Source organism: Natronorubrum sulfidifaciens JCM 14089 (assembly GCF_000337735.1).
Lineage (GTDB): Archaea > Halobacteriota > Halobacteria > Halobacteriales > Natrialbaceae > Natronorubrum > Natronorubrum sulfidifaciens.
Genome location: NZ_AOHX01000037.1, coordinates 44741 through 71195, shown reverse-complemented (window position 1 = coordinate 71195; position 26455 = coordinate 44741). Strand labels below are relative to the sequence as shown.

The window sequence follows — 26455 nt, the reverse complement described above, 5'->3', positions numbered from 1 at the left end:
CCGATGGCCGACGCCGATCGCCCGAACGTCCTCTTTGTGCTCACCGATCAGGAACGATACGACTGTAGCGCGCCCGAGGGGCCGCCCGTCGAGACGCCGACGATGGATCGGCTCTCGAGCGAGGGGATGCGCTTTACACACGCGTTTACGCCGATCAGCATCTGTACGAGCGCCCGCGCATCGTTGCTGACCGGCCGGTATCCGCACAGTCACGGAATGTTGAACAACAGCCACGAGGCCGACTCGATTCAGCCGAACCTTCCGTCCGACCACCCCACGTTCTCCGAACAGTTGGCCGAACACGGCTACGATCTGAGCTACGTCGGCAAGTGGCACGTCGGCCGCGACCAGACCCCCGAGGAGTTCGGTTTCTCGTATCTCGGCGGCAGTGACGTCCACCACGACGACATCGACGACGCGTTCCGCGAGTATCGCCGTGAGCGCGGCGAGCCGATCAAAGCGGTCGAACTCGAGGAGGAGATCTACACGGGAACGAACCCGCGAGACAGCACCGAGGGAACGTTCGTCGCGGCGAAAACGCCGATCGACGTCAAAGAGACCCGCGCCTGGTTTCTCGCCGAGAAAACGATCGAGGCGATCGACGCCCACGCCGAGCGCGACCGAGACGAGCCGTTTTTCCACCGAGCCGATTTCTACGGGCCCCACCATCCCTACGTCGTCCCCGAGCCGTACGCCTCGATGTACGATCCCGACGAGATCGAGCGCCCCGAAAGCTACGCCGAGACCTACGACGGGAAACCACGGGTGCATGAAAACTACCTCTCCTATCGCGGCGTCACCGGATTCGACTGGGAGCTCTGGGCTGAAGCCATCGCGAAGTACTGGGGCTTCGTGACGATGCTCGACGACCAACTCGAGCGCGTGCTCGAGGCGCTCGAGCGAAACGGCCTCGCCGAGGAGACGGTCGTCGTCCACGCCTCGGATCACGGCGACTTCGCCGGCGGCCACCGACAGTTCAACAAGGGACCGCTGATGTACGACGACACCTATCGAATCCCGCTGCAGGTTCGCTGGCCCGGCGTCACCGACCCGGGATCGGTCTGTGACGCTCCCGTTCATCTCCACGACCTCGCGGCGACGTTCCTCGAGATCGGTGACGTGGCGGTCCCGGACGCCTTCGACGCTCGGTGCATCGTGCCCTTGCTCGAGTCCGGCGGCGACTCCGAGCAGGTGCCGGCGACGTGGCCCACCGCCGTCTTCGCCCAGTACCACGGCGACGAGTTCGGCCTCTACACCCAGCGAATGGTCCGCACAGCGCGATACAAGTACGTCTACAACGGGCCGGATATCGACGAACTGTACGATCTCGAGGCCGATCCCGCCGAACTCCAAAATCTAATCGACCACCCGGGCTATACGGACGTTCGACGGGATCTTCGAGAGCGACTCATCGGGTGGATGAAAAAAACGGACGATCCGAATCAGGGCTGGGTCCCGGACGTGCTCCGAGCCGCAAACGAGGACTGAGCCGCATCGTCCGTCACTCGAGGACGACAGCCTCACGTTCGAATCGGTCGTCGGCGGCCCGCCAGCGCCACGAGCCGACCTCGCGTGGCTCGAGCGAGACGATCAGATACGAGCGATCCGGCCAGGTCGCCTGCGCGACGTCGGTCTCGCTTGGCCGTGGCGGCCCGCGGGGGTGAGAGTGATAGAAGCCGACGATCTCCTCGCCGCGCTCTTCGAGGCGCTCGAAAATCTCGAGTTGGGCCTCCGGGTCGATCCGGTAGCGCGTTCGTGGCGTCTCGGCGACGTTTGCGGCTGGGTACTGCGAGCGAGCGCGACTTCGCCCGTCGGGGTCGTATTCGCCGCCAAAGACCCCACAGATCTCCTCGGGGTGGCCGTCGCGGGTGCGCTCGAGGATTGCGTCACGAACGGCGGTCGGAACGACGAGTTCGGGATCGAGTGTCATCAGCTAGTTAGGCGTCTGCCTCGAGTCGATCCAAAAGCGTCTCGAACGGAACCGCGATCTCCGAAAGCGATTCCGGCGGCGTCTCCTCGTCGAAGATGTCGGGCTGGACGATCGGGGCCAGCGCCTCGAGGGTGTCGACCAGCCGCGGGCCGGGCCGGTTGAGGTAGTGATCGCCGTCCATCGCCCAGACGCGACCGTTTTCGACTGCGGTAAGCTCGTCCCAGCCCTCGCGGTCGGTAAGATCCGCCGCGTTGGCGGCGACCTGCTCGAGGCCGAAGCCACAGGGGGCGACGATCACGAGTTCCGGGTCGTATTCGCGGATCTCCTCCCACTCGCGGGGCCGCGAGCGCTCGCCGGCGTCGGCCAGCCCGTACGTGCCGCCGGCCCACTCGACGAGGTCGGCCGTCCAGTGGCCCGCGATCATGGCGGGGTCGGTCCAGTCGAAGATGGCGACCCGTGGCCGGTCGTCGGCCTTGAGGTCGGCCGTTCGTGCTTGGATCGCGTCGATTCGGGACTCGAGGTCGGCCCGCACCTCGCTGGCGCGTTTCTCGCGGCCCGTCGCGTGGCCGACTCGCTCGAGGTCGTCGAGAACGTCGGAAACGCGGTGGGGGTCAGTCGTCAGGATTTCCGGGTTCGTATCGAGCGCGTCGACGGCCTCGGTGATGACCGTCTCGTCGACCGCACAGACGTCACACATCCCCTGCGTGACGATCAGCTCGGGGTCGAGCTCCGCGAGCAGTTCGGTGTCGACGTCGTAGACGCCTCCGTCATCGGCAGTCTCGAGCACCTGACTGTCGATCTCGGCACTCGAGCCGTCGGTGTCGATTCTCGAGGCCGTGACCGACGGGAGCGATTCGATGCCGGGTGGGTGGTCACATTCGTGGGAGACGGCCGCCGGCTCGAGGTCGAGGGCGGCGACGGTTTCGGTCGCCGAAGGAAGCGTCGTAACGATTCGCATGGCTAATCGTTGGTGGTGCATGATCAAAAACAGCGGCTTCTCTCGGATAGAACCGTATCGCAGACCTACGAAGAAAAACACTTACCGCTGTGGTAAAAACAGCAGGGAGAAATGGTCCCCACCAGTCGCAGCCTCAAACAACTCCTCCTATCGCCGGCGACGTTCTTCGACGAGCGACCACCAGCCGAAACGCTCCCCATTGCGGCGGGAATCGTCACGCTGCTCGCGCTCTGTTTCGTCGGTTCGATCCTGCTCGTCGGAGCGATGCTCGCTGGTTCAGTCGACGGGACGGTGACGATGGATAATCCGGATCGCCCGCCCGAACCGATCTGTGACATGCAAGGGGAGATGATGGACGAAGCGATGGACTGTGACGAACCCGAAACGATCGAGCGTGATATGGGTTCGATGGTTCAGGAAGCAGCGTATGACTACCTCTGGATGGCACTGATCGGCCCGTTCGTACTCTGGCTCGTTGGGGGCGTGGTGCTGTTCGGAGCCGGACGGCTTGCGAACGGGGGGCCGTCGTTTGCGGGCTCGCTTTCGCTCGCCGGCTGGGCGGCAGTTCCAGAGTTTTTCCGACTCGCAGTCGGACTCCTCGGGTTACGAATCGCTCTCGAGGACATGACGATCACTGATCCCGACCGGGCAGTAACCGTACTAGAAGCAGCGCTCGCGTCGATACAACCCGTGTTCGTGCTGGCGTCGCTCGCCACACTCGGCTGGCAGTGGTACCTGCTCACCGGCGGACTGAGGCGGGAAGCAGAGCTCTCTCGAGCGGCGGCTGCGGTGAGCGTCGGCGTTCCACTGGGACTGTTCGGCCTGTTCGGTCTCCTGTAGTGGCCCAGCTCTGACACAACCGTTCAGGAACCAGGGTCGCCGGGTTCGGGGCGTCTCAGCCCCACTCTTGTATCAGACGACGACAAAAATATTTCAGATGCTAGTGGAACTTCACGCCGACGTCGTGGAGGTCCTCGTTGTACTTCGCGATGTTGATCACGAGGGGGGTGACGCTTTCGACCTCGGCAGCGTTGGCCAGCGGGCCGACATCGAGTGCGCGCAGTCCCTCGATCTCGTTCGTGAGATTGCGGACGGTCTCTTTGGCGTCAGCGTCGTTTGCAACTAACAGGGTGTCGAGATCGAGGTCGGTGTCGAGGTCCGCGAGCGCGTCGGCTGCGAGATTGTGGAACGCACCGACGACGGGTACCTCGTCGGGGGCGCGCTCGGCGACGAGTTCGGTGACGCTGCCCGTCCCCGGTGGGTGATAATGCAGGCCATCTTCGTCGCCTTTCATCCCGACCGCGGGGGTAACCAGAATCGTCTCCTCGTCGAGACGGTCTTCGACGGCCTCGATCGTGTCGCCGACGTGGTACGGTGGGACGCTGAGGACGACGATATCGGATCGGTCGGCCGCCATTCCGTTTTTGAAGCCTTTGATGTTCGCATCAACACCGCGCGCTTCGAGTTCGGCCTCGTAGTCTTCGGCTGCCTCGCGGGCCTTTTCGGGGTCTCGAGAGCCGATGAGGACCTCGTGGTCCGTCTCGAGCGCAAAGCGCAGGGCCAGTCCCTGTCCGATGTCGCCGGTTCCGCCGAGTAGTGCGATTCGCATGTCCGACACTCGGGACGGCAGCCGAATAAAAGGGTGGGAGGGCGGCCGATCTCGCCGGGTTCTCGCCGGGGCCACCGGCAGACAGCCTACGGTGCGTCCTCGTCGTCCGGATTCATCGCCGCACCGAACGCGCTGTCGTAGGCCTCACGGTTTTTCACCTCGCGAAGCCGCTGCTCGAGCGTCGTCGCGAGTTCCTGTCGGCGGGTTTCGTCGACGGTTGGCTCTCCCTCGAGGGCTGTGAGATCCTGACGGGCCGTCTGTAACGCGGCGACGGCGGCCTCGGTCTCGAGATCCGTCGCCCGGTCGAGGCTGTGTTCGACGTCTTCGAGCGTGGGTTCGGGCATCGAACGGGCTTCGAGTGCGAGCGTCGTGAGGACTGGGCCGGCAGTCGTCGGGTTCGACATCAGTGGCCGTCAGTCGAGTTCTCGCCACGTCCCAGTGGCCGTCACGCGGTCGTCTGCGATATCGAGCGAGCGCTCGTCCGCCGAAGCACCGAGGACGGCCTCGAGTGTCGCCGTATCGGGGTCGTCGATGACTGCCGCGAAATCGCCGGTCGAGGTTTCCTCGTCTTCGACAGCAAGCGACGAGACGATGCTCTCGGCGTCCTCGAGTCCGTCGGATGCGAAGTCGACGAGCGCGCCGCCGTCGCCGTACTGCCCGACGACGACGTCGCCATCGCCAGCGCGCTCGAGGGTCCACGCGAACGCCTCGGAGGAATCCGTCGCCCGGTCGACGGTCCCCGTCGACGCCTCGATCGCTCGGTCGAGTCCGGCCCTCGGGTCGTCGGCTGTATCGACGTCCTCGCCGGTGGCGATCACGAGCGCTTCGTCGCCGACGGCGATCGCCGCGTCAGTGTCGTCGGCAACCGGCGTGTAGACGTCGTAGCCGTCGATCTCAGCCGTCCGCTCGAGTTGCCTGATGAACTCGGCTTCCGGTTCGGCCGTGACCTGTTCGTCGATCGCTGCGGGGTCGATCTGTCCGGTCACGACGAACACGTCGGTCGTCCGAAGTAGTCCCTCGACGGACGATTCCAACGCTCCGTCGTCGAGGAGCCCGCCGAGCCTGAACTGGCCGAGCGTGAGTCCGACGAACAGGTACGTCGAGAGCGCCCCCTCTGAGACGGGCGCGATCATCGGGTCCGCTTCGTACGCCGCCGGAACCGTTTCGTCGGGGTCGGCCGTCTCGAGGTCGTCCCGAACGTACGCCTCGAGGGTCGCCCAATCGACGAAGGCGAACTCGAGGCTACCGTCGTCGATCGTGAGCCACTGGCTGTACGCCGGGAGCGCATCGTCAGCCGACTCCTGTGTGGCGGCCGTGGCAGCGCCTGCGCTGGCGACAGTCGCCATCGTCACCGTCATGCCCACACGTTCCAACACCGCTCGTCGACTCGGTGTCATGCGAAGAGCCCACGTTGCCGATTTCGATATAGCCCGGCCCTTCGTTCATCGGAGACTGACTGTCAGATATCTCGGCGAGTGAAGACGGCGACGGCGACGGCCACGAGGACGACGAAGACCGTAAGCAGGATGGCGGCGTCGAGAACCGCGTACTCCTCGCGGACGAGGATCGCCGTCGGATCGTAGTACCGACTCGGCGTGGCGTCACCGAGCCACTCGTACTCCGGGTCCACCCTCGAGACGCCGTCGACCAGCCAGAGGGAGAGTACCAGACTCAGCGCCGCCGCTCTCGCGGTTCGGACGTGATCGACGAGCACCGAGAGCACGAGACCGATCCCGGCACAGACCAGCAGATAGGGGATAGAAAGCACGTGAGCCATCGCGAGAGCGACCGGATCGAACGACTCGCCGATGACGAGCGCACCGACGTAGACGATGAGCGGGACCCCGACGTTCAAGGCGACCAGCGGAACCCACAGTGCGGCGACCTTCTGGAGGATGACCGATTCACGGGAGACCGGATTCGAGAGCGTGAGATCCATCGTCCGGTTCTGGACGTCGCCAGCGATCAGGCCGGCCCCGACGTACGCGAAGTAGATGGCGACGAGCAACACCCAAAAAAAGGAGTAGATCTCGGCGGCGATGAATCCCTCGATGGTGTGGAGCGCTTCGATGCCGAACAGGTCGAACATGAACTCCGGGAACGCCTCCTCGAAGACGTCCATCTCGTCTTGAACGCCGGGGAACATCGAGAAGTACAGCGCCGACAGCAGGGCGAAGACGGCGACTAACACGACCGAACCCCGAATCCGCTTTCTCGACTCGAGTCGGAAGATCGCCGTCATGTTAGAGATCCCTCCGGACGAAAATGAGGATGGCGACACCCAGCAAGACGAGAAACGCCGCAAGGAGAACGCCGGCGTCGAGGAACGCGTACTCCTCGTGGACGAGGATCGCCGACGGGTCGTAGTACCGACTCGGCGTGAGGTTGCCGATCCACTCGTACTCGGGGTTCAGTTGGGAGAGCCCATCGATCAGCCAGAGGACGAACACGACCACCAGCGCCGTCGCCTGCGCGGTTTCGACGCGGTCGAAAACGACGGAGCAGACGATTCCAACGCCGGCACAGACCAGCAAGTAGGGAATCCCGAGCAGGTGAACCATCACGAGAGCGCCGAACTCGAGTGACTCGTCCAGAAGCGGCGTCCCGACGAGTAACACGGCCACCAACCCGAGATTCAACGCGACCAGTGGGAGCCACAGCGCGCCCACTTTCTGGAGGACGACCGACTCGCGCGAGACCGGCCCTGCGAGCGTAAGATCCAACTGTCGCGTCCGAACGTCTCTCGAGATCATGCCCGCGCTGACGTACGCAAAGTAGAGTCCGGCTAGCAGGATCCAGATAAACGGGAAGATGTAGCCGCCGACGAACCCCTCGATCGTGTGCAACTCTTCGACCCCGAGCATCAAGAGGAGATACTCCGGATACACCGCCTCGAACAGCGCCGCCTCTTCCTGAATGCTCGGGAACACGACGAGGAGAAACGCCGAGAGCAAGACGAGCAGCCCGGTCAGGGTGATCGTCCCACGGAGGAGCGTTCTCGACTCGTTGCGAAGGATGGCCGTCATCAGTCCTCCGTGGCACCGTCGTCCCCGTAGTAGTGTTTGAAGATATCGTCGAGCTGTGGGTCCCCGATACCGACATCGTCGATCTCGAACCGAACGAGATGCGCCAACAGCGCTGCGGCCTCACCAGTGTAGGTGAACCGGACCGTGTTGTCGACGGCCTCGACATCGATCATCTCCGGCGTGATAAACGCCGCCTCGTCGACTGGCTCGGCCAACTGGACCCGAACCTCCTTGCCGCCCCGCTCGAGCAAGTCGTCGATCTCCTCGAGTGCGACCAACTCACCCTCCCGAATGATGCCGACGCGGTCACAGACGCGTTGGACCTCGCTCAAGACGTGTGAGGAGAAGAAGATGGTCTTCCCAGCGTCGCGTTCGGCCTCGAGAAAGGCGTGCATTCGGTCCTGTTTGAGCGGGTCCAGTCCGGCCGTTGGTTCGTCCAGAATCGCGACTGCCGGGTCGTGCATGAACGCCTGAACGATCCCGAGCATTCGTCGGTTCCCCGCCGAGTACGTCTCGATCCGCTTCTCGAGCGGCGGTTCAAAGAGGTCAAGCAGTTCGTCGCGCCGGTCGTCGCCGCGCATCCGGGCGAAGTAATCGAGTGCCTCCCGCCCGGTGAGTCGCTCCTCGAAGCCGAGCGTATCCGGCAGATAGCCGAGATCGGCTTTCGCCGCAGTGAGTGCCCGTCGGTCACGGATATCTGCACCGAGCAGCTCCGCCGTTCCCGACGTCGGCTTGATGAGCCCAAGCAGGAGCCGGATCGTCGTCGTCTTGCCGGCCCCGTTCGGGCCGAGATAGCCGAAGATTTCGCCCCGCCCGACCTCGAAGGAGATGCCGTCGTTCGCGGCGATCTCGCCGTATCGCTTGGTGAGGTCGGCGATCCGAATGGCTGACATGGGGATCATACACTGTGCTGACACTTAAACGTGGGTCACGGACGCTGCCGTGTACGCGGCCGAACGGTCGGGGGAACAGTTACAGCCGGCTGTTTGTAACTATCTCACTCGACAATGGTTTCACCCATCGTGATCGCCCACCGCGGCTACGCCGGCGTCGCCCCCGAAAACACCGTCGCCGCGGCCGTCAACGCCGCCGCGGTCGACGAGACGGCGATGCTCGAGATCGACGTTCAGCCGGCTGCCTGTGGTACACCCGTCGTGATCCACGACGAGCGCCTCGAGGGCCGTCGCAACGGCCGCCCCCTGACCGACGCGTCGGGTCTTGTCCGGGAGACGAGCCTCGAGGACCTTCGGACGGCTCGAGTGCTCGACACCGCGGAACCGATCCCGACACTCACCGAGTTCCTCGAGGCGATTCCCGAGACGGTCGGTGTCAACATCGAGTTGAAAACCCCCGGAACGAGCGAGTTGCGGGTCGGCGAATCGCTTCCCGAGGCTGACCGCGACGACCGGCGTGCGGTCTGGCTGCCGTTCGTCGAGCGCGTCGTCGACGCGTGTGCGAGCTTCGACGGCGAACTCCTCTTCTCGTCGTTCTGTGAGGGCGCACTCGCAGCCCTCCGTGCTGTCGCACCCGCATACGCGGCCGCAACGCTCGTCTGGAACGACCTCGAGGCGGGCCTCGAGATCGCTCGCCGCTACGACTGTGAGGCGATCCACCCACCGCGAAACGCGATCGCTGGGACGGGACTGGCAACGACGTCGTACGCCGGGTTCTCCGACGCGGAGCCCGACATCGACGTCCTCGAGGTCGCCCACGACGAGGGGCGGGCGGTCAACGTCTGGACGGTCACCAACTGGCACCAGTTCGAGCAGCTGGCGGCCGCAGGTGTCGACGGGATCATCGCCGACTATCCGGGATTGGGTGCGGTCTCGAGTGGGGACTGAACTCACTCGGAGTCCGGGTGCGACTCGAACTACGGCCGTCGCGTCGGCAAGTCCTCCGTCGCTGGTCCCTCGAGCACCGTGCCGTCGAGGTCAAAGCGTGAGCCATGGCAGGGACAGTCCCAGCTCTGTTCGGCGTCGTTCCACGTGACGAGACAGGAGAGATGGGGACAGACCGCCGACGCGGTGTGGAGGACACCATCGGCGTCGCGGGCACAGGCGATTGGCTTCCCGCCGCGGCGGACGACCCGTCCCTCACCGGGCTCGAGCGGCCCGGAAGCGGGCGTCAAGAGGGTTCGCGCCCAGTCGGTCGCGAACTGACTCGCGGCGTCGGCGTTCTCAGTCAGGGTCGTGTCGAGTGAGGGTTTCGGCGTAACTCGCAACGGAGAGAACAGGTCGCGTTCGGGCGGGTCCATGTCCGTGATGAGGTCAGCGAGGAGGCGGCCAGCGGCGACACCGTTTGTCATCCCCCAGCCGCGAAAGCCGGTGGCGACGAAGACGTTCTCGGTGCCCGGGCCGGCACGGCCGACGAACGGCACCTTGTCGGCCGGTTCGTAATCCTGATTCGACCATCGGTAGGCGATCGTGTCGACGGGAAACCGGTCGCGTGCCCAGCGCTCGAGGCGACGATACCGTTCTGCGGTCGAGCCACCTTGTCCCGTCTTGTGGCTCTCGCCGCCGACGAGCACGAGCGTGCCGTCGGAGCCGCGATGGGTTCGAACCGACCGAGAGGTGTCCCCCGGCCGGTAGTACATCCCCTCGGGCGGCACGCCGTCGAGGCGAAGCGCGAGCACGTAAGAGCGTGTCGGATGCATCCGGGCGAAGTAGCCCGCCCGATCGAGGAACGGAAACCCCGTCGCGAGGACGACCCGTCGGGCCACCACCGTCGCTGCACGCGTGTGGACGCGACACGGCCGCCCCGGCTCGATATCCGTCACTCGAGTGTGTTCGTAGACGGCCGCGTCCTCGTTGCGTCGGAGTTCGTCGGCGATTCCGAGCAGATAGCGTCGGGGATGAAACCACGCCTGTTCGTCGAATCTGACGGCCGCCTGCGCCCGTTCGAACGGCGGCACCGAGGTCACGTATGTCGCCTCGAGTCCGGCAGCCTGTGCAGCATCGGTTTCGCGCTGAATCCCGTCGGGTTCGTTCCCGTAGAGATACGACGGCTGGCGTTCGAACCCGCACTCGATCCCCAACTCGTCGATTCGGCGTTCGACCTCGTCGATCGCGTCCTCTTGTGCCTGCGCGTACTGACGTGCCTGCCGGCGGCCGAACTCCCGGCGCAGGTGGTCGTAGATCATCCCGTGTTGGCTGGTCAGCTTCGCCGTCGACTTGCCCGTCATCCCCGTTGCCACGCGATCACGTTCGAGGACGGCGACCGACTCCCCCCGATCGGAGAGTTCAAGCGCCGTCGAGAGCCCGGCGATGCCAGCCCCGACGACGCAGACGTCAACCGACCGATTCGTCGTGAGCCGCGTGTCGGGTGGAGCCGTCCGTGATCGACGGTCCGTGTCGCCGCGACCGTCCTCGAGCGTGCTCGCGAGCCAGATCGACGTCGGTTCGCCGGGAAGGTCGCTGCTTGCAGAGCGGTCGGCCATGGGAACTGCAGCGAGCTACACCAGCAGCCGGCAAAAAGGGCTGGGCAGCCGTCGACGGCCGAGACGGATCGCCGTCCGTCAGTTCCGGCGACCCCATATCCCGGCATCGGGACAGCAATCCGTCTCACAGACCGGCTGTGTCGACCGTGACTCGAGTGGTCCGGGGCGTTGACGGTGTTACTCGAGCAGTGCCGGCAACTCGGTGATCGACTCGAGGACGGCCGCGGCGTTCGCATCGTCGTACTTCCGTCGTCCCGCCTCGCCCGTGAGCCCGCCGGTGAGCACACCGACCCCGTAATAAGAGCGGTCGGGGTCGGTCTCGTCGGCGTTGGTAGCCGTTCGGATGTCGTCTAAGGTGTCGCCGACGAACACGACGGTCTCAGCGTCGAATCGCTCGGCGAGTGTCACCAGCGCCTTTGGGTGTGGCTTGCCCTCCTCCCAGTCGTCCATCGTGAACCGACGGTCGACCGGGATCGCGGCCTCGAGGCCGACGCGCTCGAGGGCGATCTCGGCTTCGGCCTCCGGCCGGCCGGTCACGACGCCGACGTCGTAGCCCTCGAGCAACGCCGTGCGCGTCTCGTCGTCGAGCAACAGGGGTTCGTCGTGGATGAAGCCTCGACTCTCGATGTCGGGTTCGTCGCCCTCGAGGCCGCGATAGAGTTCGGCACCGAGATACAGCTGCTGGAAGACGTCACGGAGCCGCTCACAATCAAGGCGATCGGTCACACGCTGGGTCGCCCGTGCGCCGAGTTCGTCGCGAACCGCGGCTTCGGCTGCCTCGAGGCCGCCGCCGTTCTCGGCGATGGCGTCGGTAAAGGTCTCGATCGACTCGTCGTACCCCTCGGCCGTCGCGAGGATGTACAACGCAGCCGCATACGTCAGCTCCCAGTCGTTGTTGAAGCCACCGGCGTCTTTGAACAGCTGGATGTCGGCTTTGCGGATCGTTCGGTCGTAGACGCGGTCGATGGACTCGACGATTGCGCGGCGATAGGAGTCGGCGACGTCGACGAGCACGCCGTCGATATCGAGGACGACGGCATCGGCACGGATGGTCATACGCGAGCTAACGAACCGCTGGGAATAAAGGGCGACGAATCGCGAAGCGAGCAGCGGCCGCACTCGAGACCGCCCGTCCGCTTGCGACGAGTTGGGTTCGAACGTAGACGATCTACGGACAGGAGTCAGATCTCAGAGGGCCACCACACCGACCGCATAGAACGCGAGCAAACCGAGTGCCAGCGCGTACACCACATCGGCCCACAGCCACGACAGCAGATTGACGACGTAGATCACGAAGACGACGGGAACACCGAGCAACACGACCGGCGAGCGCCGCCACTCTGCCCGCGACCGAACCCAGAGCGTGTTCGCATCGCCAGTGCTCGGAAACGCCTGCATCCCGACGGCAACGCCCAGCCAGCCCAGCACGGCTGTGAGGACGACCCACTCGCTCGAGGCCGTCCGAAAGTCGGCGAGCGACTCGAGTGAGAGCGGACTCTCGACGACGGTGGTCACGAGGATGGCGACACCGAGAAACGCCGCCAGTGAAACGACCGTGTTGACCAGAAACGGCGCAACACTGATCACGAACGACTTGCGGTACCGATCCGGCTGGGCATGACGCACGTAGCCCGACGGATCGCCGAATCTGAAGTACGCGACCTCGAGGACGGGGACACCGACGAGGTCGCAGGCCTGCTTGTGGGCGAACTCGTGGACGACAACGCCCGGGAGCACGAGGAGTTGAAGGGCGAGCCAGCACAGCGACCCGATCCCGATCACCGCGAGCGCGAGCACGGCAAGCGCGAGCGCGAGCGCGACGATGACGAGGGCGGTGTCAGCGGGCATCGATGATACAGCTATGGTGACTGTTCCTAATACCGTTACCTCTTGGAAACGAACAGCGCCCCGTCGTGTGCCTGCTGGGACGAGCTATGAGTCCATCGCTCGAGCCACGTACAGCGTCCCCGTCTCGATGGTCCGGCGTTCGACAGGAATCGTGGGCTGGTCGCCACCCAACGTCGTAAACAGGAACTCGGCATCGACCGCGCGGGCGACCTCGAGTGTCGGGCGGTGGAGTTCGGGCGGCAGATTGCGCGCGTAGATCGCGTCCGCGTCGGCGTAGACCGACGGCTCGGGAGCAACGATATCGTCGCGAGCGAATCGAACGCCGTCAGGCACATCGCGGTCGTGAACGTCGGTTGCGGTAACGGAGACGCCGCGTTCGGCGAGCGCCGCCGCCACGTCGGTTCGACGACCGATTCCGACCTCCACGACGCGGTCGTAAGCTGTCAGGGCATCGAGCAACGTCGTCACGTTCCGGCGAGAGTGGGCCACGGCGGGACGTTTATGCCACCCGCGGCCATAGCAGTTGCCATGCTCGTCGATATCGTGCCGGTCGGCAACGTCTCCGCGAACGTCAAGCGGTCGGCCTCCGCCGCGTTGCGATCGGTCTACGACTGCGACGTCACGATCCATGACGCCCAGTCGGTTCCGAACGGTGCCTACGACGCCGACCGGAACCAGTACACCGCCGAGACGTTCATTCAACTCGCCGAACGTGTCGGTCGTGGTGATAAAAACATCGCGATCACGCCACACGACCTCTTCTACCGTCGCCGAAACTACGTCTTCGGACTGGCCTATCTCGATGGCAGCGGCAGCGTCGTCTCGACCTACCGACTCCAGACCTCGAGCGACGGCGGCTTCTCGAACCAGAGCGCGGCCGACATCTTCGAGGACCGCGTCCGCAAGGAGATCGTCCACGAGATCGGCCACACCTACGGCCTCGAACACTGCGACAACAACCGCTGTGTCATGAACTTCTCGCCGACCGTCCGCGAAGTCGACATCAAAGAGGAGAACCTCTGTGGAAGCTGTCAACGACTGATTAGCTAACACTCGGGGGCGTTCTCGAACCGTCTCGGTGTCCCCTGCAGTGTGGGCAACGGCTAGCCGCCTGCCTGTTCGACACGGGACCTGACGACGATGACCGACTCGCGACCAGTCCCGTTTCGTGGTGAGTGGACCCCGCTGTGCGCTCGAGCGCGGTCGACGTGTCACGACGCGGTCGCCGGTTCGACCGATCGCGGAACAACGATTTATTTCTCGACCGTCTAACACGGTTATCCGAATCACCGTGTCACCGCACACCCAGTCCTTGTCGACCGACGCGCGACCCTCGACCAGTCACGATGCTTGTCGCCGTCGGCGATGTCGATGCTGGAGGTGGAGCCAGTGACCGACTCGACCGACGACGACGAAATCGAGATCGAAATCGAACGCGAGACACGGTCGCCGACGGCGGACCGATCGGCCCGTACTGATGAGCGACCACCTCCGTCGGACGCGGTCGACGCCACTGCTCCCGAGCGAGCCCTCGAGGACGAACTCGGTCGAATCGACCTGCTGACGACGCCGGACGGCTACGTCGAGGGACGCGTGACGGGCCTCGAATCGGTGGACGACCGAACGGTCCGACTCGAGGTCACCCTGCCCCACGACGAGGTCGCCGTCTTCACGCTCGAGAAGCCGATCCCTTGGTCCGAGCAGTATCTCCTCGCACGAATCGTCGAGGACGTCGGCTACGACGCCGCATCGATCGGCCATCTCGTCGGGGAGTCGATCTATCTGGCCCGGATAGACCGTGATACACGGGCCGGCGAGGATGCGTGGTGGACACCGCTGACTCGACGCGCCGGCGACGCCGTCGTCGCCTCGCTGATGGGCGATCGGTACCGACTCGAGGAACCCCACTCCCCCGAGTGGCGGCTGGTCGACCCGCTCGAGCGTCCCTCGACTGGGGACGACGACACCACAGCGGCTGCGACGCGCGTCGTCGCCGCCGGACTGATCGTCCTCGGCAGCCTCGTCGCCGCGGCGGGTGCCGTCTTCGGGGCGACGGGTGGGCTCGTCGTCTCGAGTGCCGTGCTCGGGTATGCGCTGCCGGGGCTCGTGCTCGCGTGGTTCGGACTCGCGATCCTCCTCGATGAGTCGTAGTTTGAGATTGCAGAAACCGATCAGCTAACGCGCATTCGCCGTTGAATTCCGAATCGACCGTTCGATCAGGGTGCGTAGTAGTACTCGCCTTCGCTTTTTTGCTGGCGGTCCAGCTGCGAGTCGGGTTTGTTGATCCGCGGGCGCGAGGTTCGTTCGTCCCGGCGGAACGTCACGTCGAGGTTTGCCAGGAACTCGTTCATTCCGTCACGCATCGCCTGTGGCTGGCCAGCACGACCGGACACGGCCGGTTCGCCGTCGAAGACCATCAGCCGGTCGGCGAGCAGGTCGATCGTGTAGATGTCGTGGTCGATGACCATCACGGTCGCGTCCTGCTGTTCGGCGTACCGCCGAATCGCGCTCGTCGCCTGTACACGCTGTTCGACGTCGAGGTGGGCGGACGGCTCGTCGAGCAAGTAGAGGTCGGCGGAGTCGGAGAGACAGGCCGCAATGGCGACCCGCTGGCGTTCACCACCGGAGAGATCAGAGAGGTTCTGCTCCATGATCCGCTCGAGTTGGAGCGGCTGGGCGATTTCTGTGTTCCAGTACGATGAGCCGAACTGGTCGGTGATCGACGAGAGGAAGGCGTCGACCCGCATCGGCTGGTCGATGGTGACGTACTGGGGCTTGTAGGAGATGTCCAGATTCAGGTCCGTGTCGCCGGCATCCGACTCGAGGTTGCCAGTCAACAGCTTCGCGAACGTCGATTTCCCGATTCCGTTCGGGCCGACGATGCCGAGCACTTCGTTCTGGCGGATCTCGCCGCTTTCGACCTCGAGGGTGAACTCGCCGTCGCCGTAGCTCTTGGTGAGATCGGGGTACTCGACGAGCGTATCGCCGCGGGATTCGCTTCGGGGTGCGTGTTCTTCGAACTCGATCGGGTTCGGTCGAATCCGCATATTCTCGTTGTCGAGATAGCCCGAGAGATACTCGTTGATCCCGTTTCGGACCGATTTCGGCGACGTGATGACACCGTAGGCTCCCGGCTCACCGTAGGCGACGTGGAGCGTGTCCGCGAGCAGATCGAGGATCGCGAGGTCGTGTTCGACGACGAGCATCGACTTCTGTTCTTCCTCCGCGAGTTCGCGGATCAGTCGTGCGGCCGTGACCCGCTGGCTCATGTCGAGATACGGCGTGATCTCGTCTAAGAAGTAGAAGTCCGTGTCTCGAGCCAGCGTCGCCGCGAGGGCGACCCGCTGGAGTTCACCGCCCGAGAGGTCGTCGATCGCCTGGTCCATGACGGGGCCGATCTCGAGGCGCTCGACGAGGTACTCCAAAGCGTCACGCTCGTTCGTGCGCTCGAGCAACTCGCGGGTGTTGCCGTCGAAGCTGTTCGGAATCTGATCGACGTACTGTGGCTTTCGGGCGACGGTCACTTCGCCGTCCCGAACGTCCGCGATGTAGTCTTGCAGTTCCGTCCCCCGATAGGCTTCGAGCACTTCGTCCCAGCCGGGTGACTCGTCGTGGCGGCCCAGATTGGGCTCGAGTTCGCCCGCGAGAATGCGAACGGCGGTCGTCTTCCCGATCCCGTTTGGCCCGAGAATCCCCGTGACCTGCCCGTCCTGTGGCGCGGGGAGTCCGTACAGTGAGAACGCGTTCTCGCCGTAGCGGTGGGCTGGATCGTCCTGCAACTCCTTCGGGAGGTTGATGATCTCGATCGCATCGAACGGACACTTCTCGACGCAGATCCCGCAGGTCTCGCCGAGACAGATCTCCTCGGAGATGTGGATCTGCTCGGGTTGGCCCTCAGTGGTCTCCTCGCCGCGGAGCGTAATACACTCCTTGCCGGTCCGGTTCGGCGGGCAGTAGTTCTTACACTCGTAGCTACAGCGGTCGGGCTGACAGCGATCCAAGTCGACCACGGCGATACTGTCGTCTGCCATTCTATACTGTTACCCCCGTGGTGAGCAAGATTCCCCACGTCACGAACCACAGCGAGAACGTCATGAACGTGATGAACAGGTAGTGTTTGATGCCGAACTCGTCTTCACCGTAGATGCCGGTGAAGTCATAGAGGATAAACTGCGCGAGGATCGCCCCGGCCACGAGCATGAGCGCTCGTGTATCCCCTGCAGCGTCCGCCGGGCTGAGATCGCCCGTAATGGACATCGAGGCGAAGGCCGCGGCGACGCCGAGCAGCGCGGACAGCGCCGTCACGCTGATCGAGCGGATATGCTCGCGTCGGTCGCTGATCGATTCGGTCGACATGGCTCGATGTCCGCGTTCGGGCCTAAAAAGGCGTTCGCATTGATCGACAGCATTTGAGTCCAAAACAGGTTCTGTTGACAAACCACATTCGTGGTGTCATCCCTGTAGGGATGATCGCTATGTGTTTTTGAAATTTTAGCAGTTATCCGGCTTCCCACCTTGTCCCCATGGTGGGCCATCACATTCCTCCCCACTTTCGTCTTGGTTTTCGTCATCAGCACTTTGGTGACAGTCGTAACCAGAGTCGAACTTAAGAGAAGCATCTGTAATTGTTACTCCGTTAGCGTCTGCCTGTTCAACAGTGATGTGGATATTTGCCACCCCACTGGCACCATCTGGTGGCCCACCCACTGTTTCTTCACATACAACATCAACTGTCTTGTTATTTCCCGCTCCAATCTCGGTGGGGGTATTGGACTCGTCAAGTAGATTATTGTCTCCGGTGATATCAATACTGATGTCAGTGAAAGTCATATCCGACTCAAGATTATTGTGTAGAATCGCGACTGCAGTTCCATCTACGCCGTTGACACTATTATCCGTAGATTCCATTCCAAGGTACGCACTTGTTCCCTCGGCAGTACTCACTTGCACTCCTCGTTCAGATGCTATCGACGTGAATCCGTATACTGGCCCGGCGAGAAGCACGGCTCCCAAAATAATAAACACTACCGCGATTTTGCCAAGTGTATCCATGTTTACGGTGGTTTCTCCATTTCCCCCAATCGCATCCGTCGGCTCTGTGCGACGTGGACGACTGCCGAGACCGCAAACAGCGCGAACACCAGCGTTGCCCAGCCGAGTTCGGGGACCGTCCCCGTCGGCACCCACTCGAGCCACAACCCAGCCATCACGACCGAACCTAGCACAGCCAGCCCGAGATAGTACAGTCCCCACGGAATCGAGTTCGCCGGCACGACGTCGAGATAGACGTCTAACTCCGCGGCGTGGTCGGTCAGCGCAATCGTTCGATTGTCGAACTCGATCATGTCGGCGCGCTCGAGCGTCGGCAGGTGCGTCTGTTGTAACGACGTGTAGACGCGCTTGCGTTCGGCCGAGGTCAACTCGTCGATCTCTTTGTCGAGTTCCCACGCAGCGACGTGTTCGGCGAGGTCGCCGAGTTCGACGGGCTCGCCCTCACGTTTGCAGTAGTGGATCGCATAGCGACGACGGTGATTGCTCAGCAGATCGAAGATTTCCCCTTGATCAGGATCTGACCGAGTTGCTACCTGTGTCGCCATTTCAGTGTCTGTCTAGAACTAAGGGACTCACAACCAATAAGTATACTGTACTATCACGAACTCGTGGGAATCGTACTTAAGCACGGCACGGGATCGGTTCGACAGCCACCCAACATACGGATAACAGCGTCAACACTGGATGCCGGGCAGGTCAGTCTGATTCTCGAGGATCGTCCCGGTGACGACCGCGTTGTTTCCGACAGTGACGGTCCCGCAAGCCATGACGTCACCGTCGATTTCGGCGTTGTTCCGAATGTCGACGTTCCCGCCAGCGATGAGATCGCCGCTGACAGCGTTGTTCCGGATCGTGATGTCGCCTTGTGCGACGATGTTGCCGCCGATCTTCGCGTTGTTGTCGACCGTCACCGATCCGCCGCTGTTGATGCTGCCGCCGACATCGACGTTATTGTCGACCGTCACGTCGCCCCCGGCAGTGACATCGCCGTCTTCATCGACCGTGATCACGACCGGCTCCGCAGTACAGTCCACGGGTACGAGGGCGGCCGTCTCTCGAGTCGCGTCCACGCTCGAGCCGTCGCCCGACGCGACGAACTGTAACAGGACGCGGTAAGATCCCTCGAGCGACGTCGCGTCGGTACACGCGAGGTGAACATCGAACGTATTGGCTTCGCTGCCGGGCTGGACCGTCGCCGACAGCGTCGTCGACGTGACCGGGTCGCTGTTGTCGTCGGTAATTCGAACCACCGAGGCATCGACGGCAGTCGGATCAGCCCCGCCAAAGTTGTCCGTCACGGTGTAGACGACCGTCGACTCCGCGGGCGAGTCGATCGCCGCCGACGCCGAGCGATCCTCGAGGCCGAGATAGGCACTCGAGTCGTCGGCCGTCGCGACGCTCACACCACGGTCGGCGGCGATCGTGGCGAAGCCGAACGTCGGCCCGGCCATGACCACCACGCCGAGGAGGATGAACACGATCGCGAGACCCGTGAATGGACGTGTCATATTGGAATACTGTGTACTGTGACAACCCCGACACAGATGTTACGAATTGGCACAATTTCGCCGTCTCGAGCACCTGTATCCGTATGATAGCTACGGGTCGAGAATACATAAGTACACTGTACTGTCATGGAATATCATCTGTCAATTGCCCTCGAATCGCTGTGCGGTGAGATCGGCGTCGATTCGCTGTCTCGAGTGTCGGCGACTACCCCAGACACGACAGGTGTCGACAGTTTTCGGGTGTCTCGAGGTGTCGTGTCACTCGAGGTTGTGTGAACTGGCAGCAATCCAAATGCTCGAGACGGCCGATTTCGGGCGTTCAGGCCGGGCTTGAAGCGGATTGCGGTGTCGCTGCAGCAGGTATTATCAAGCCTGAACAGAGTCTCGATACTCAATACAAAGTGGGTGGGGTTCCAAGGGATGAGTAAGAGCCGCGTTCCGCCCCTCGCCGTTGGAGGCGACGTGGCTACATGGAGACTACAATCATGAGCATGAACCGACGAAATGTGTTAGTTGGACTGGGAACGATCGTCGCGGGCGGCGGAGCTGCGCTGGGGACGGGTGCGTTCAGTAGTGTGAGTGCGGATCGGACGGTGAGTATTCAAGTGTCTGACGACACTGACGCACTGCTCGCGATCGAAGTTAATGAAAACTATGCCGGCGACAACGACGTGGCAGAGATCGATCTGACGGAATTTACTGAGGCAGAGGGGCTGAACATCAACGCAACAACCACCTTCGATGGGATGGTGGCAATCACAAACCAGGGCACGAATAATGTCGGTATCACTGGTCTCTCTGATAGTGAAATTACGATCAGTGATGACGGAAACGACGTGACTCTCGATTTCACGGTGAACGACAACCACGCGGAAATTGATGAGAGCAATTTCGAAGATGGGGGGCCTGCCCATACAAACATTAGCGGCGAAGACCTCAGTGGAGATGATAACAACCTAGCTTCGGGAGCGGAAGAGTCAGTCGTGTACGATGTTACTATTACGACTGACGGCGATATCAGTGATGGAGAGAGTGTCAGTGAGGACATTACTATCGAGGCTAACGAAGTCGAAGCATAGATCGTCGGATTCTCCCGACGATAGGTCGGTATAGACGAGAATATCACGTATCAAAATATGGAATGCCATCCACCAAGATCCTGCTCACTGCCGCCGCAGCCTGCTTTCTCCTCGCGTTGGCAGTCCCAACAGTCGCGATCACGGTGGGTGAAGACACGGCAGCCGACGACGTCGTCCTCGAGCCAACCTCTTCCTACACCACAATCGAAGACGGCGAGCTCCGACTCGATCTCGAGAAACTCAACGACCGTGCGATCACACACGCAGATGAGGTCTTCACGATCGCTGTCAACGACAACGCCGTCGAAGACATCTGGATCGAAAACGAGGTCGACGGCCTCGAGTTCTACGCGGATGGCGACCGTTCAGCGACTGTCTCGGCGTCGAACCCACTCGAGCCAACGGCCGGCCAAACGACGAGCATCGGTGTGGCGGTCGATACGCATCTCGCCGAAAGCGGCACCGAGACGTTCACGGTTCACGTCCGGTACGAGGCCGACGAGGAGGATGACGACGAAGACGACGAGCCGACCGATGTCGAACTCGAGTCCGTCGAACTCGATGCGACGACCGTCGAGACGGGCGACTCGGTGACGGTGAACGCGACCTATCGGAACGATGCCGTGTTGCCGAGACAGCGGACGGCCACGCTGACCGTCGACGGCGTCGTCGTCGACACCACGCAGTTCGAAATCGGTCCCGGCGAGACGACCTCGGTGATCTTCGAACGGGAGCTCCAGTGGCCCGGCACGTACGAGATCGGCGTCGACGGACAGACCACCGCGGTCAGCGTCGAGGGGCCGCCGATCGACGTGCTCGATGTCTCGGTTGCCGACAGCGAACTCACCGCGGGCGAGACGACGACGGTCGAGGCGACGGTGTCGAACCCGACGGAGAGTCAAGTCGAGCGCACCCTCGAGCTTGCCGTCGACGGAATCGTCGTCGACACGCGAACGGTGACGATCGAGCCGAACTCAGAGCGGACGGTGACGTTCGACCACCGGTTCGATGAGCCGGGAACGTATTCGATCGCCGTCAGTGGCGTCGATTCGGGAACGGTCACCGTCTCGGAGGCGACGGCGACCTCGATTCAGGACCGCGAACTTTCGGCGGCGACGACGGCAGCGCTCGCCCCGCCGATGGCGGCCGGGTTCCTGTTCTTGGCGGCCGCGGCGAACCGCCGCTGGGCGTTCGTCTCGAGCTAAGACGGCGCAGCGACTCGAGGGCTCCACGGGGCGTTTAAGGTGTTCGATCCCGAATATCTGTCTGATTGAATAGTCTGGTGTTCATGAACGTCCGCAAGACGAGCCAATGACGTCGACGACGCTCCTCAAGCGAGCGCTCGGTGTCGTCGTCGCACTCGCGATCGTGTTGTTGTTGGTCGGCCAGCTACTGGGACAGCCGATTTTGCTGGGCTACGTCGCGACGGGCAGTATGGAGCCGACGATGGACGCCGGCGACGGCTTCGTCGCGATTCCGAGCGCCGTCACGGGGTCGGTCACAGACGGCGACGTGGTCGTCTTCGAGGCGCGAGAGCTTCATGGCGGCGGGCTGACGACCCATCGGGTTGTCGGGGAAACCAGTGAGGGGTACGTCACGAAAGGCGACGCCAACCCGTTTACCGATCAGGACGGCGGCGAGCCCCACGTCACGGACGGCCAGATCGTCGCCAAAGCGTGGCAGGTAAACGGCGAGGTCGTCACGATTCCCCACCTCGGGACGGCGATCATGGGCGTCCAAAACACTGCGGCGGCAGCCGCTGGGACGATCGGCTCGGTTCTCGGGCTGACAACGTCGCCCGACTCGGAGGGGATCGGCTCGCTGCTGGTCGCCGTCGGCGTTGCCCTGCTCGGCTTCGGCGTGCTCCTCGAGCGAATCGGCCCTGCACGACGCGAAAAGAAACGCTCGCGCTCTCGAGAGAACGTCCTCGCGTTCTGGACGACGCTCGGGCTCGTCTTGCTCGTGTTCGTGACGTTTGCGACCGCGGCGATGGTCGTCCCGTCGGGGACCACCGAGTACGAAGTCGTGAGTACCGAGACGCCCGAGGACAACCCGCAGATACTCGCCCCCGGCGAGACGGGCGAACTCACCCGGACGATCGACAACGCGGGCTATCTCCCCATCGTGGTCGTCCACGAAGCCAGAAGTAACAACGTTGAGACGGACCCGCCCTGGCAGACAGTCGGGCTTCGCTCGAGCGGGGAGACGACGGTCTCACTGACGGCTCCCGAGACGACCGGCGAGTACACCCGCCACGTCAGTGAGCACCGCTATCTCGCGGTGTTACCGCCGTCGCTTCTGGTCTGGCTGCACGGACTCCACCCGCTTGTCGCGATCGCCGCCGTCAACGGCGTTATCGTCGGGGTTGCTGTCACGATCGTCCTCGTCGTGTTCGGTCGCGGTGACTTGCGACTGCGGTCCGCTGGCAGGCACGTCCCGCTGTCGACTCGCCTCAAGCGAAAGCTCCGGAAGTGGCTGTGACTGTCGGGTCGAGTCGCGGTGGCCGACATCGTTATAGTGGTTGCAAAAAGTGAATGTACGCATGCGCGTCCGCCAGCCGATCCGTTGGGGCGGGTCGGGGAGAAAACGGTGGGGAGAGAACTGTGATATCCGGTCCTGAAGGGTGTTCAAACTGTGATCGATAATCCGCGTCTCGAGTTAGTGCTCGCCCAGTACGGTCGTCTGGTGGCGATCGCGCTGGTCGTCATCGGTGCCCTCGCACTCGTCGCGACGGGGTGGGCCGTCGCGAATCCGACCACGGAGACGACCACCCAGTACGGCGACGACCGCGTCGAGAGCGATGTCCAGACGAGTGCCGTCGTCGTTCGAGACGGTGAACTCTGGAGCGAGGGAGAGCGCCTCGAGAACAGCCGTGTCTACGCGCTCAACGCCACCCCGGAGTTGACGCTCGAGCCCGAGACGAGGCTGGTAAACGAAGAGACCAACACACCGATCGACGACGCGGCCGTGAGCCACGAACTGGTGTTCCGGTTCGAAGCGGTCAGAGACGGCGACCCGTTCTGGAACGAGACCCACACCGTGATCGACGAGTCGCCGGCCGTCGAGAACGGTATCGCGGCGTCGACGGCGACCATCGATGTCGAATCCTACCGCGACCGCCAGCGCCAGTTAGAGCGTGAACTGTCCGGCATCGGCTCCGTCGACCTCGAGGTAGAGTTCCGAGCCGAGTACGACACCAGCAGAACACAGGGCACACAGCAGGCGTCGACGGCGTTTCACGTAACCGACGACGCATACTGGCTTGCAGAGTCACTGGCAACGGCGGACGAACACACCTATCAGGTGGGGACGGCACAGACGACCGAATCGCGGAGTCTCGGGACCATCGCTGGGCTCTCCCTGCTGGGAACGCTCTCTATTGTGGGTGCCGCGTTCGTCGCTCGACGAGCGCCGGTCGATGAGGACGCTGCCCGGCGTGCCGTCCACGAAAAACGGTACGCCGAGTGGATTTCGCGTGGCTCCATTCCGATGTGGGTCGGCGACTACCACATCTCGCTCGACACCTTAGAGGACGTCGTCGACGTCGCGATCGACACGAACGAACGGGTCGTCAACGACCGCCAGCGCGGCCTGTTTGCCGTCGTCACCGACGACGTGGTCTACTACTACAGCGACCGTGGGCTCTGGGAAGAGACCGCCTGGCCGGAACTGAACCTCACAAAGCAGTCACAGCCGCCGGACGATACGCCGGCCTTTTCGCCAGACGAACTCGAGTTCGACGGTGAAGACGAGTTCGCGGACCCCGCCGAAGACGGGTTCGAAGACGACGAAGACGTCTGGAAACAGCTCTAGACGCCGGGCGCTGCGAGTCCGTCACCGCCGTTTCAAACCGCTTTGAGTCAGCGGTTCGATCGCCGCCGCCGAACACGGGCGGTGGCGTCGGTGAACCGCGGGCAGTGACTGCAACAGACCGTATACTCCATCTCGATCGATGCAGAATCTTCCAGTACCTGACTACCAAGTCAGGTTCCGATATGCCCACAGATACACGATCTCTCACCAATTTTCTATCCATATTCTCTTGGAATGTATCATGTCGACGTTCCCTCGTAAGGCTCAACTTTTATGCCGCTGGGACTGTTCGATCAGTAGTATGGCAGAGACCGACGGGGAGGACATCGAAGACTTGCCACCGAGCGCCAAACTCGTCTTCAAGGTTCTCGAGTACGATGGGCCGTTGACCCAGAAGCAGATCGTCGAAGAATCGATGCTGTCGGCTCGGACCGTCCGATACGCACTCGAGCGCCTCGAAGGGATCGGAATGGTCGACGAGGACATCTACTTTGCGGACGCTCGACAGAGTCTCTATCGACTCGAGGAACCGGTCGCGGCCGACGGTAACGGCGTCGACGAGTCCCCGAAAAAAGACGCCTGCTGCGCGGAGTAATCGAGCGCGAACGGCAGACTATTCTGGTGGGGGGAACAGTCTCTCGGCATGGACAAACAGACGTTACCGCGATGGGGATGGCTCCTAGTTGGCCTGTTCGCGATGGTTCTCGTTGCGAACGCCTTCAACATGGCCGTTCTCAGACCCGCAGGCGTTCCTGAAGAGTATCACGTGATTACCGTAATCACGTCGATGGCACCGGTGTTGATCTACATCGGCGTCTGGTACGACGAAGATCGACAGCCGTACTGGGAGCAAAGCCGGGAACATATCGTCGGCGATCTGGTGTTCGTCATCATCGGCGCAGCAGTCGGCTCGGCGATCGCACTCGTCGCGATCATCGACGTCGGGCTTCCGCAGTTCCTCCAGGACATCGCTGCGATGGCCGTCGGCTTCATGCTCTCGTGGGGACTGTTCTGGTGGCGGAATCCAACCCTGTACGGCCGTGAGGCCAGTCGCTGATCCGACACGGAGCCGCCACAACCCCGTTTTCGTCGCTCGAGGACGTGAGCGAGATGCTGTCTGCGAGGGCTATAGTAACAACTGAAACGGTTTACACACCGATCGCACAGCCATCGTGCGATCGGGTGTGCACTGACGTTCAGTGGCTACTATACCGGCCGGCGCTGTCGTCCCGGTCGCCGATTCCCGGCGTGGGCGGCATGGCCCGTTTGTGTTGGGTTTCGGCACACAACCACGCAAGCGAGTGTGCCGTCTCGCGGTCGATACCGACCGCGGCCGCAGCGTCACGGATCGAGTCACCGTCGTCGACGAGGCGCTGTAACAGCGGGTCGATCACGGCGTAGGGTGCACCGAGTTCACCGGCATCGGTCTGGTCCGCCCAGAACCCCGCCGTCGGCTCCTTGCTGACGATCCGACGTGGCACGCCGATCCGTGTTGCAAGCGCCCGTACCTCCGTCTTATAGAGGTCGCCGAGCGGATACGTGTCGGCCGCCCCATCGCCGTACTTCGTGAAGTAGCCCAGCAACCACTCCGAGCGGTTGGCCGTTCCGAGCACGAGTCGCTGCTCTCGGTTCGCCGTATAGTACGCACAGCACATACGCAGTCGGGCGATCACGTTCCCGACGGCGTAGTTGCGCTCGTGTGGTCGCTCACCGTTCTCCGCTTCGGTGTCGGCCTCGAGGGCGCTCACGACTGTCTCGTCGAACGCCTCGAGCAGCGGCCGAAGCTGGATCTCTGTGAACTCGATGCCCAACCCTTCCGCGATGGTCCGCGCCTCGCTGACGCCGGTGTGTTCGGCCTTGTGACAGGGCAGTCCCAGTCCGAGCACGCGGTCGCTACCGAGCGCTTCGACAGCCAACGCCGCCGTCACGGTGGAGTCGATCCCGCCACTCATCGCGACGACGGCCCCCTGTGCGCCTGCATTGTCGACGACCGTTCGGATATCGTCGACGATCAGCGAACGGATTCGCTCGAGGCCGTCGGGGTCCGTAATGAACGATCCCATCGTCGTTCCGGCATTCGAGTACCCGACCGTCTGTCTATCAGCGCCCATAGCGATCAAACACCATTGTATCCATACTCGATTCAAACATTCGTCTTGTATAAATGCCTGATCCTTAAACAGCTAGTAGATCCGT

Annotated in this window: 29 protein-coding genes; 11 read left to right on the top strand and 18 right to left on the bottom strand. The window is 63.0% G+C overall.

Annotated features, from left to right (window positions below; genetic code table 11):
* Window positions 1-3: 3 nt before the first annotated feature.
* Window positions 4-1488 (top strand): sulfatase-like hydrolase/transferase, encoded by a 1485-nt coding sequence (locus C495_RS08700; RefSeq protein WP_008162011.1) that lies wholly within the window; start codon window positions 4-6, stop codon window positions 1486-1488.
* A gap of 13 nt (window positions 1489-1501) precedes the next feature.
* Here the strand turns inward: C495_RS08700 and C495_RS08695 are convergent, their stop codons facing one another.
* Window positions 1502-1930, bottom strand: coding sequence for a desampylase (locus tag C495_RS08695; RefSeq protein WP_008162010.1), 429 nt, complete (start codon window positions 1928-1930; stop codon window positions 1502-1504).
* Window positions 1931-1937: 7 nt separating this feature from the next.
* A complete protein-coding gene (locus tag C495_RS08690; RefSeq protein WP_008162009.1) occupies window positions 1938-2888 on the bottom strand; it encodes a cobalamin-binding protein in 951 nt (316 codons plus the stop codon).
* A gap of 111 nt (window positions 2889-2999) precedes the next feature.
* Here C495_RS08690 and C495_RS08685 point away from each other — a divergent pair, with 111 nt between their 5' ends.
* A complete protein-coding gene (locus C495_RS08685; protein WP_008162002.1) occupies window positions 3000-3728 on the top strand; it encodes a Yip1 family protein in 729 nt (242 codons plus the stop codon).
* 100 nt (window positions 3729-3828) lie between these two features.
* Here the strand turns inward: C495_RS08685 and npdG are convergent, their stop codons facing one another.
* The 6 genes from npdG to C495_RS08655 all read right to left on the bottom strand — a co-directional run bounded on the left by npdG (window position 3829) and on the right by C495_RS08655 (window position 8416).
* Window positions 3829-4497, bottom strand: coding sequence for an NADPH-dependent F420 reductase (gene npdG, locus C495_RS08680; protein WP_008162001.1), 669 nt, complete (start codon window positions 4495-4497; stop codon window positions 3829-3831).
* 86 nt (window positions 4498-4583) lie between these two features.
* Window positions 4584-4901, bottom strand: a complete 318-nt coding sequence (locus tag C495_RS08675; RefSeq protein WP_008162000.1) for a hypothetical protein — start codon at window positions 4899-4901, stop codon at window positions 4584-4586.
* 9 nt (window positions 4902-4910) lie between these two features.
* Window positions 4911-5894: a hypothetical protein gene (locus C495_RS08670; RefSeq protein ID WP_193788010.1), complete on the bottom strand. Its 984-nt coding sequence runs from the start codon at window positions 5892-5894 to the stop codon at window positions 4911-4913.
* Window positions 5895-5956: 62 nt separating this feature from the next.
* Window positions 5957-6739 carry an ABC transporter permease gene (locus C495_RS08665; protein ID WP_008161998.1) on the bottom strand — a complete coding sequence of 261 codons (783 nt, stop codon included), beginning with the start codon at window positions 6737-6739 and terminating at the stop codon, window positions 5957-5959.
* A gap of 1 nt (window position 6740) precedes the next feature.
* Complete coding sequence (locus C495_RS08660; RefSeq protein WP_008161997.1) at window positions 6741-7523, bottom strand: ABC transporter permease subunit; 783 nt, start codon at window positions 7521-7523, stop codon at window positions 6741-6743.
* Window positions 7523-8416, bottom strand: a complete 894-nt coding sequence (locus C495_RS08655) for an ABC transporter ATP-binding protein (RefSeq protein WP_008161996.1) — start codon at window positions 8414-8416, stop codon at window positions 7523-7525. Before C495_RS08655 ends, C495_RS08660 begins: the two co-directional genes overlap by 1 nt.
* A 114-nt stretch (window positions 8417-8530) precedes the next feature.
* On the opposite strand from C495_RS08655, the gene C495_RS08650 reads away from it, so the two are divergent.
* Window positions 8531-9364 carry a glycerophosphodiester phosphodiesterase gene (locus C495_RS08650; protein ID WP_008161995.1) on the top strand — a complete coding sequence of 278 codons (834 nt, stop codon included), beginning with the start codon at window positions 8531-8533 and terminating at the stop codon, window positions 9362-9364.
* Window positions 9365-9393: 29 nt separating this feature from the next.
* Here C495_RS08650 and C495_RS08645 read toward each other — a convergent pair whose 3' ends face one another.
* The 4 genes from C495_RS08645 to C495_RS08630 all read right to left on the bottom strand — a co-directional run bounded on the left by C495_RS08645 (window position 9394) and on the right by C495_RS08630 (window position 13296).
* Entirely contained in the window at window positions 9394-10959 is a 1566-nt protein-coding gene (locus tag C495_RS08645; RefSeq protein ID WP_008161994.1) for an FAD-dependent oxidoreductase, read from the bottom strand.
* Window positions 10960-11136: 177 nt separating this feature from the next.
* Window positions 11137-12009 carry a TIGR01548 family HAD-type hydrolase gene (locus C495_RS08640; protein WP_049890250.1) on the bottom strand — a complete coding sequence of 291 codons (873 nt, stop codon included), beginning with the start codon at window positions 12007-12009 and terminating at the stop codon, window positions 11137-11139.
* Between the two features lie 138 nt (window positions 12010-12147).
* Window positions 12148-12807 carry a metalloprotease family protein gene (locus tag C495_RS08635; RefSeq protein WP_008161992.1) on the bottom strand — a complete coding sequence of 220 codons (660 nt, stop codon included), beginning with the start codon at window positions 12805-12807 and terminating at the stop codon, window positions 12148-12150.
* A gap of 84 nt (window positions 12808-12891) precedes the next feature.
* The gene (locus C495_RS08630; RefSeq protein ID WP_008161991.1) at window positions 12892-13296 is read right to left on the bottom strand and encodes a UPF0146 family protein; all 405 of its coding nucleotides are present in this window, start codon (window positions 13294-13296) and stop codon (window positions 12892-12894) included.
* A 39-nt stretch (window positions 13297-13335) separates the two neighbouring features.
* Here C495_RS08630 and C495_RS08625 point away from each other — a divergent pair, with 39 nt between their 5' ends.
* Window positions 13336-13857 carry an archaemetzincin family Zn-dependent metalloprotease gene (locus tag C495_RS08625; RefSeq protein ID WP_008161988.1) on the top strand — a complete coding sequence of 174 codons (522 nt, stop codon included), beginning with the start codon at window positions 13336-13338 and terminating at the stop codon, window positions 13855-13857.
* A gap of 339 nt (window positions 13858-14196) precedes the next feature.
* On the top strand, window positions 14197-14958 hold the full coding sequence (locus tag C495_RS08620) for a hypothetical protein (protein WP_338036870.1): 762 nt from the start codon (window positions 14197-14199) through the stop codon (window positions 14956-14958).
* Window positions 14959-15023: 65 nt separating this feature from the next.
* Here the strand turns inward: C495_RS08620 and C495_RS08615 are convergent, their stop codons facing one another.
* From C495_RS08615 to C495_RS08600, 5 genes are all read right to left on the bottom strand, one after another.
* Complete coding sequence (locus C495_RS08615) at window positions 15024-16838, bottom strand: ribosome biogenesis/translation initiation ATPase RLI (RefSeq protein ID WP_008161986.1); 1815 nt, start codon at window positions 16836-16838, stop codon at window positions 15024-15026.
* Between the two features lies 1 nt (window position 16839).
* Window positions 16840-17163 carry an EMC6-like membrane protein gene (locus tag C495_RS08610; protein WP_008161985.1) on the bottom strand — a complete coding sequence of 108 codons (324 nt, stop codon included), beginning with the start codon at window positions 17161-17163 and terminating at the stop codon, window positions 16840-16842.
* 135 nt (window positions 17164-17298) lie between these two features.
* Window positions 17299-17859, bottom strand: a complete 561-nt coding sequence (locus tag C495_RS17660; protein WP_152418892.1) for a hypothetical protein — start codon at window positions 17857-17859, stop codon at window positions 17299-17301.
* A gap of 2 nt (window positions 17860-17861) precedes the next feature.
* Window positions 17862-18404: a DUF7344 domain-containing protein gene (locus tag C495_RS08605; RefSeq protein ID WP_008161983.1), complete on the bottom strand. Its 543-nt coding sequence runs from the start codon at window positions 18402-18404 to the stop codon at window positions 17862-17864.
* Between the two features lie 129 nt (window positions 18405-18533).
* Entirely contained in the window at window positions 18534-19367 is an 834-nt protein-coding gene (locus tag C495_RS08600) for a bactofilin family protein (protein ID WP_008161981.1), read from the bottom strand.
* Window positions 19368-19837: 470 nt separating this feature from the next.
* Here C495_RS08600 and C495_RS08595 point away from each other — a divergent pair, with 470 nt between their 5' ends.
* The 6 genes from C495_RS08595 (at window position 19838) to C495_RS08570 (ending at window position 25316) form a co-directional block, all read left to right on the top strand.
* Window positions 19838-20446: a hypothetical protein gene (locus tag C495_RS08595; protein WP_008161979.1), complete on the top strand. Its 609-nt coding sequence runs from the start codon at window positions 19838-19840 to the stop codon at window positions 20444-20446.
* A 62-nt stretch (window positions 20447-20508) separates the two neighbouring features.
* Complete coding sequence (locus C495_RS08590; RefSeq protein ID WP_008161978.1) at window positions 20509-21651, top strand: CARDB domain-containing protein; 1143 nt, start codon at window positions 20509-20511, stop codon at window positions 21649-21651.
* Between the two features lie 106 nt (window positions 21652-21757).
* Window positions 21758-22927, top strand: coding sequence for a signal peptidase I (locus tag C495_RS08585; RefSeq protein WP_008161976.1), 1170 nt, complete (start codon window positions 21758-21760; stop codon window positions 22925-22927).
* A gap of 153 nt (window positions 22928-23080) precedes the next feature.
* Entirely contained in the window at window positions 23081-24259 is a 1179-nt protein-coding gene (locus C495_RS08580; RefSeq protein ID WP_049890228.1) for a DUF5305 domain-containing protein, read from the top strand.
* Window positions 24260-24560: 301 nt separating this feature from the next.
* Window positions 24561-24854: a MarR family transcriptional regulator gene (locus C495_RS08575; RefSeq protein ID WP_008161972.1), complete on the top strand. Its 294-nt coding sequence runs from the start codon at window positions 24561-24563 to the stop codon at window positions 24852-24854.
* A gap of 48 nt (window positions 24855-24902) precedes the next feature.
* On the top strand, window positions 24903-25316 hold the full coding sequence (locus C495_RS08570) for a hypothetical protein (RefSeq protein WP_049890227.1): 414 nt from the start codon (window positions 24903-24905) through the stop codon (window positions 25314-25316).
* A 139-nt stretch (window positions 25317-25455) separates the two neighbouring features.
* Here the strand turns inward: C495_RS08570 and C495_RS08565 are convergent, their stop codons facing one another.
* On the bottom strand, window positions 25456-26370 hold the full coding sequence (locus C495_RS08565; RefSeq protein WP_008161969.1) for an NAD+ synthase: 915 nt from the start codon (window positions 26368-26370) through the stop codon (window positions 25456-25458).
* Window positions 26371-26455 lie beyond the last annotated feature (85 nt).